The organism is Asticcacaulis sp., from assembly GCF_027484505.1.
Lineage (GTDB): Bacteria > Pseudomonadota > Alphaproteobacteria > Caulobacterales > Caulobacteraceae > Asticcacaulis.
In genome coordinates this window covers 1-5,901 of sequence record NZ_JAIXSV010000299.1, presented here as the reverse complement: position 1 = coordinate 5,901, position 5,901 = coordinate 1, and the positions used below count along the sequence as shown (strand labels likewise).

Annotated in this window: 7 protein-coding genes and 1 pseudogene; 2 read left to right on the top strand and 6 right to left on the bottom strand. The window is 60.5% G+C overall.

Going from position 1 to position 5,901, the window contains the following annotated elements; translation table 11 throughout:
* The 3 genes from Q0072_RS17180 to Q0072_RS17170 form a co-directional block, all read right to left on the bottom strand.
* Window positions 1-678: hypothetical protein (locus tag Q0072_RS17180; protein WP_298332747.1), on the bottom strand; the 678-nt coding region annotated here is incomplete at its 3' end.
* Window positions 679-680: 2 nt separating this feature from the next.
* Window positions 681-1,001: a hypothetical protein gene (locus Q0072_RS17175; protein ID WP_298332745.1), complete on the bottom strand. Its 321-nt coding sequence runs from the start codon at window positions 999-1,001 to the stop codon at window positions 681-683.
* Window positions 1,002-1,085: 84 nt separating this feature from the next.
* The gene (locus Q0072_RS17170; protein ID WP_298332743.1) at window positions 1,086-3,173 is read right to left on the bottom strand and encodes a matrixin family metalloprotease; all 2,088 of its coding nucleotides are present in this window, start codon (window positions 3,171-3,173) and stop codon (window positions 1,086-1,088) included.
* A gap of 139 nt (window positions 3,174-3,312) precedes the next feature.
* On the opposite strand from Q0072_RS17170, the gene Q0072_RS17165 reads away from it, so the two are divergent.
* Window positions 3,313-3,657: a helix-turn-helix transcriptional regulator gene (locus Q0072_RS17165; RefSeq protein WP_366941841.1), complete on the top strand. Its 345-nt coding sequence runs from the start codon at window positions 3,313-3,315 to the stop codon at window positions 3,655-3,657.
* Window positions 3,658-3,895: 238 nt separating this feature from the next.
* On the opposite strand, the pseudogene Q0072_RS17160 reads toward Q0072_RS17165, so the two are convergent.
* Window positions 3,896-4,195, bottom strand: a pseudogene (locus Q0072_RS17160) (transposase); the annotation flags it as partial.
* 160 nt (window positions 4,196-4,355) lie between these two features.
* Window positions 4,356-4,676, bottom strand: a complete 321-nt coding sequence (locus tag Q0072_RS17155; RefSeq protein WP_298332741.1) for a helix-turn-helix domain-containing protein — start codon at window positions 4,674-4,676, stop codon at window positions 4,356-4,358.
* Window positions 4,677-4,807: 131 nt separating this feature from the next.
* Here Q0072_RS17155 and Q0072_RS17150 point away from each other — a divergent pair, with 131 nt between their 5' ends.
* Window positions 4,808-5,554, top strand: a complete 747-nt coding sequence (locus tag Q0072_RS17150; RefSeq protein ID WP_298332739.1) for a hypothetical protein — start codon at window positions 4,808-4,810, stop codon at window positions 5,552-5,554.
* Window positions 5,555-5,603: 49 nt separating this feature from the next.
* Here the strand turns inward: Q0072_RS17150 and Q0072_RS17145 are convergent.
* The coding region (locus Q0072_RS17145; protein ID WP_298332737.1) for a hypothetical protein at window positions 5,604-5,901 on the bottom strand (298 nt) is incomplete at its 5' end.

Below are 5,901 nucleotides of genomic sequence, written 5' to 3'. Positions count from 1 at the left end.
GAAGCGCAGGACCTTACCCTGGTGGTTCCAGATGACCACCCGCATGAGCACGTCGCTGAGCCGCCTGTACTCGTCCATGACGTGCGGCCCGCCGAGGTTGCCGCCCTCGTAGCAGGTCTCGCTCATCCCGTCCGGCGACCTCGGGCAAGACGTGATCTTCCCGTCGATGAACCTGTACCAGTAGGCGATGTGCGCATCGTCCGACGGGATGTGGAAGCCGCTGTGGTTTCCCCACGTACCCACGACGAACTTGTTCGCGGGCGTGAGGTCCCAGTTCAGCGGCGACCGCCCGGACGTCCAGTCATAAGTCAGGGCCGCTGCCACCAGCTGGTTGCCGCTGACGCTCGACGTGAACTCTGCTGTTACCTCCTCGGCCGGCGTTGCGCCGGGCTTCTCGAGGATCAGGCGGGAGACGAACTGCGGGGAGCTCCAGATGACGACCTCATTCCGCCGGTAGTTCAGCTCCTTTCTGAACTCGTCCTTCACCTTGAAGCCCTTGGGCTCCAGGACGGCGCGTACCTGGTCGGGCGTCATGCCCGGCAGCACGCCGAGGACGTCGATCGGCCGGCCGTCGATAACGGCGGCGACCGGCGGGGCCCCTTGCCCCAGGGCCGCGGGGGCGGACAGTCCCGCAGCAATGGCGAGCGCGGAGAGGAGCTTGGTCATCGGCAACCGCATGCTCAGCCTCCCGATTTGATCGAGGCGAGGTACTGATCGCATGCGGCGTTGATGCTCTTCACCCGCTTGCCGAAAAACCAGACAAAGACGGCACCGAACACCAACAGCGGCAGGCCAATGACGGCGCCGATTACGGTGATGCTGGCCAGGACGCCGAACCCCAGCAGCCAGTAGCCTAACCGCTTCAGGGTGGCGGCGCCGCCGACCATCTGGATGCGGAGGGCCTCGACGCGGGCCGGGTCATTGCCGGCTTCAAGCGTCAGGGCGGCGCGGATGGCCTCGGGGCTGCCGATTGCGATGGCCGTCGCGGCGGATTCCTTCATGGTGCTCTCCTATATTGATTGAGCCGGCGGGACGCGGCGTCCCGCACCGGCGAGTTGATTGCAGGGAGGGGGCGGCGGCGTGGTTCAGCCGACGTAGGTCCAGTCGATCCCGATGTCCGCGGTCGCCACCAGCAGCCTGCCCTCGGCCTGGCCGTAGAGGAGGTAGTGGGTGACAGGGTTGACCCCGGCTGCCTTGATGTCGACGTTGGTGTCCAGGTAAGCCGACACATCCAAGAACGCAGAAGGGTCGCGCCCTTCCCGCCAGCCGTTGGTCATGAAGTGCTGCCAGGGATCCACCCCGGCCGCCTTCACGTCGGCGTTCTTGGAGAGGTAGTAGGCCTTGTCGAAGAGCGGGGTCGCCGTCCGGCCCTCTACCTTCCCGAAAGCCTGGTAGTGCACCCATCCGGTCCAGTAGCTACCGGCGGCGACCGCACTGGCCACGTCGGGGTTGGCGGCGAGGTAGAAGCTCTCGTCGAAATAGAGGTCCGACCGTGCATCGACGGCAAATCGTCCCTCTGCCTGGCCGAACTTGATGTAATGGTCGAAACCGCTGGCCAGCGCCTTGGCCGCCACGGCTGCGGCGACGTCGGGGTTCTTCGCCAGGTAGAAGGATTCGTCGAACCCGCCGGCCAGCTTGGCGCCGACGTTCCAGTAGAGCTTCAGCCCGTCCCGAAACAGGACGAACTCGGTCCCGGCGTGTGTGTCAACCCCGTCCGCCCTGGTGACCGTCAGCGTGCCGTCGGCCGCCCGGGCGATCCTGGCCTGCGACGCCGATCCGGCCAACCCGGCGACATCGATGCCGGTCCCGCCGTCGATGGTGTTGTTGCCGCTGCCGGCGACCACCCGGTCGTTGCCGGCGCCCAGGAACAGGCGGTCGTCGCCGGCCCCACCCCAGACGCTGTCGTTGCCGGCACCGCCCCAGATTTCGTTGGCCACGGCGTTGCCGTTGATCCGATCGTTGCCGGACCCGGCGCGGACGTTCTCGATGGTGCCGACGATGCCCAGGTTGTTCTCACCGGTATAGAGCATCGCGGCGTTCTGGGCGCTGTGGTAGAGCGACGCCGTATTGACCAGCTTCTCGGCGTTGGTCACCCGCAGGTTGATGGACGACAGGCTGTTGGGGGTCAGGTCGATAGCAGACCGCATGGTGGAGGCGGACAGGTCGATCGTGTCGGTCCCGCCGGCGTCATAGATGGCCGTGCGGAAGGCTGTGTCCTGGGCCCAGGTGTAGGTATTGTTGCCAGCGTTGGTCTTGGTGTTGGCCCCGTAGAGGTGCTGGATGGCCAGGATATCGAGGATCTTGAGCTGGCTGTTGTCCACGTTCAGGGCACCGCCGCTGGCGGTAAAGCCGTAGGTCAGGCTGCCCACGTCGTCATAGGCCATGATGGTCAGCAGCTTGATTTGATAGTTGGCCGGCAGGTTGAGCTGGCCGTCGAAGCCATGCGAAAGACCGAGGGCATGGCCGATCTCGTGGGCGGCTACGGCGGCGATTGCGCTGTATTCGCCCGCGTTCAACGAGCCGTCGGCATGCATGCGGTCCATAAACCAATTGTCGATGCGGACGTCCCCCGCCAGGGGCGAAAAGGACAGACTGGTCACCTTGCTGTCACTTGACGTGACATAGGATACCCCGCTTGGCAGATACCCGAAACCGACGGCGGGGAGGACGGGCCTGTCCGCCGCCGTGAAGGTGTCCGTGCTGAACATCAGCGTCTTGCCGGTGTTCTCGGTCGTCTCGGTGAAGGTGACGTTGGCGACGGCGGCCCACTTCGCCAGCTGCTCGACGACAATCTGCTTCTCGATCGTGTTCATGGGGCGGAAGCCCGTCACGGAACCACTGGTGGTCTGCGCGAAACTGTACTTCAGGTCGACACCGGTGCCGACGCCGATATCGGAGTTCAGCATCTCCAGGATGGTCAGGCCTTTGCCGGCTGCCTGGTCAATGTTCCAGCGGGCGTTGCCTAACGTGAAATTGCCGGCGGCATCGGAAGTGCTGCGGTAGTACAGCAGGGCGCGGATGTCGACTGTGGACAGATCGTAGGCGGAAACGCCGGGAACTGTAGTGGTCAGGGCGGTTGCGGCCTGGGGCGCGTCGTCTGAGTGAGCCCGCCCGGCGCAGCAAGGGCAAGTGGCGGAATGACTCTCAACGGCTTCTGGTAGCGACATATCCATAATCAAGTTTCCAAAAGTGTCAGATCAGCCTGCAGTCAGGGTTTGGATATACGATATCCGTATCGATATGCGGTATATTCCTCAAAATACCGCATATCAGGCGGTTCAATCAATCTGATTTCCTGATCATCATGCGGATATGGACGTTCGCACACGCGTGGCAATGCGGATTAAAGCCCTCCGCAAACAACGAGGCCTCTCCCAAGAGGCCTTGGCCGAACTTATTGACAGGTCCCCGGACGCGATATCCAATTTGGAACGCGGAATTTCTACCCCCGGCTATGACACGCTGGATTTGCTGGCACAGGGCCTGGGAGTTCCCTTGTCCGACTTTTTCACGGACGAAGGTGCCGAGAGCCCGTATCGAGCTAAAACTTTGGCACGGCTGAATGGTGCAGCCCGCCAGTTGGATGACAGCACCCTGGCCAAGGCCGCAGCAATCTTAGAAATCCTTGCGGCCGCTCCTGAAGCAAAAGCCATTTAAGGGGGCTGGCACTTCATCCCGGATTTGTCACCGGCTACCGGTTTTGTGGATTTATGTTTGATTACAAATAATTACAATTATTTTAGAGTAGTTGAGAATTAAGAGGGTGTTTTTCGGGATGCGGTTTACGGATCATGGTCGGCGGGTGGTCATGGGAGCGTTCGATGGAGGAGAAATCACCGCGAATGCGGGCTGTAGGGATGATCGGGAATTCCGTGCTTGGCTGGGCCGTTTGAAATCAGGCGTTCATTGCCTTTGTTAACCTGTCGCCGAACAGGACGGCCATTTGGGCCTTGGCGGCCGTCCATTCACGTGCGGGCATTTTCCACTCTTTCTCGGCCCTGTTCAACACCAGGAACAGCGGTTTCAGCGCGGCCTCATCATTGGGGAAATGACCCCTGGCCCGGACGGTGCGGCGGAGCTTGGAATTCAGGGCCTCAATGGCATTTGTTGTATAGACTATGCGCCTGACCTCGTGAGGAAAAGCAAAGAACGGGATGACCTCCTACCAGGCCCGGCGCCAAACCTTGCCGATGGCCTCCCTTTATTCATTATCGCGTTAGCCATCCGCCGCGATTCACGATCTGCCGACATAGGGGCACTCACCGTCCAATTGGCGGGGAATAGCATCATGTCGGTGGGCACTCCATCAGAACCGCCCACACTACCTGGATCCGCACATGCGTCAGAGGGTACGATCATCCCTGCTTGATGCGATCGCAGAGCTCCCGAAGCTTCTCTGCGATAGATGCGGGAATCGGCACTTCGCCGTTCTCATACCGGGAAATTTGTCGAAGTCGTTTGCCTAGATCTAAAGCCAGATCTTCCTGCGTGCGCCCTAACTGGCGGCGGAGATCACGGAACTCCTCCTTCGGCATCGCACCATCGACCTTCAAAGACAGTATCTGGTGGGCCCTGCGCACACGCGTTTCGACAGCCTCACTAAGCCCTTGTTCTGAAAGAACTTCCTTAAGCAGCTGGCTCGCCTCTGAAATGCCATCCCAGTTCGGCCGCGCCATCTGCTTTCTCCCGTCAAACTCTAGAACGCCGCACCTTATCCAAATTTTGCACAATCACAACAGCGAAGCCTTGACAGAGATAAAGACGCGTCTTATTTATGGCGTATCACCAACGCATCGAGGTTTCGATCATGCCTTTCGACAAACCACCTGTATCTCTGCCCAAACCGGTAACCGACCTAATGGCGCGGACGATCAAGCGCCTCCGGCATCTGCCCGTGCAACCGGATCCCATCGTGCCGTCGGAATATCGGCGCCCATATGGGGTCATCATGTCTGCGGTGCGCAGCGACGGGCAGCTCTTGGAGACGGCCGTGAGCGAAACCCTGAAGTCATCGCCGCGCCTGATCGTCCTTCGCACACCGTCCATTTACATCCCGGCCGAGGTTGACCAGTTCGTCATCAGCGCGGCGGGTAAGGCGGCGATGCTGCAATCCGATCTGCACTACGAGCACGGTAAAGGCCGCAAGGTCACCCCAGACACCGTCGTTGTGGATGAGGATCGGGAGGCCATCGATTTCCTGGAGTTAAAACGCGGTAGGGCCAAAACCGACGCTGGAAAGACCCGCCAAACCGAGCGAGACCTGCTTTGTCAGAGGCTCGTGGCAAAGAGCTTCGCCAAGGAGAGGCTGAATATCGACGTCACAACGACGACCGCCTGCGTCTGCGCCATTCACGGATGTTCGGCGGTTTCGCCAGATCTCCAGGTCAGCCTGGCCGAACTCGAGGAACGGTACGGCGTCAATCTGCTGAGCGTCGTCGAACGTACCTATACGGAATTCGGTCGCCAGCTGAGCGAATTGCTGTTCGAACAGTCGCTGGAAGATGACATGGCCAAGCTGCTGGCCGGACTTGAAGTTGTAGATCCAAACCCATGAGCAGGAATGGTTCCAATAAATAATGCCACCTTTCCTCAAGTAAAACTGCTCACGACGACGTATCCAGGGCAAAAGTGCCCGTCCTTACAAAACCCGAACCGGATCGGGACTTGAGCGCCATAGTATGCCGCGATGAGCCAAATTCTTCGCGAGGCCAGCCGGCGGCATTGGTAAGACGTTCTTCCGTTGCATCAGTATCTGCCTGGTCGAAGAATTGACCGGCTGAGGATTTCATAGGGTGCCCAATATAACGGGTCGCCATAGGAAAACTCACGTCTCCATCTCGACAGACCGCCCTCGCCCACCGCCCGTCCGCCACACGACCGTTGGCTGACAGTGTTGATTTC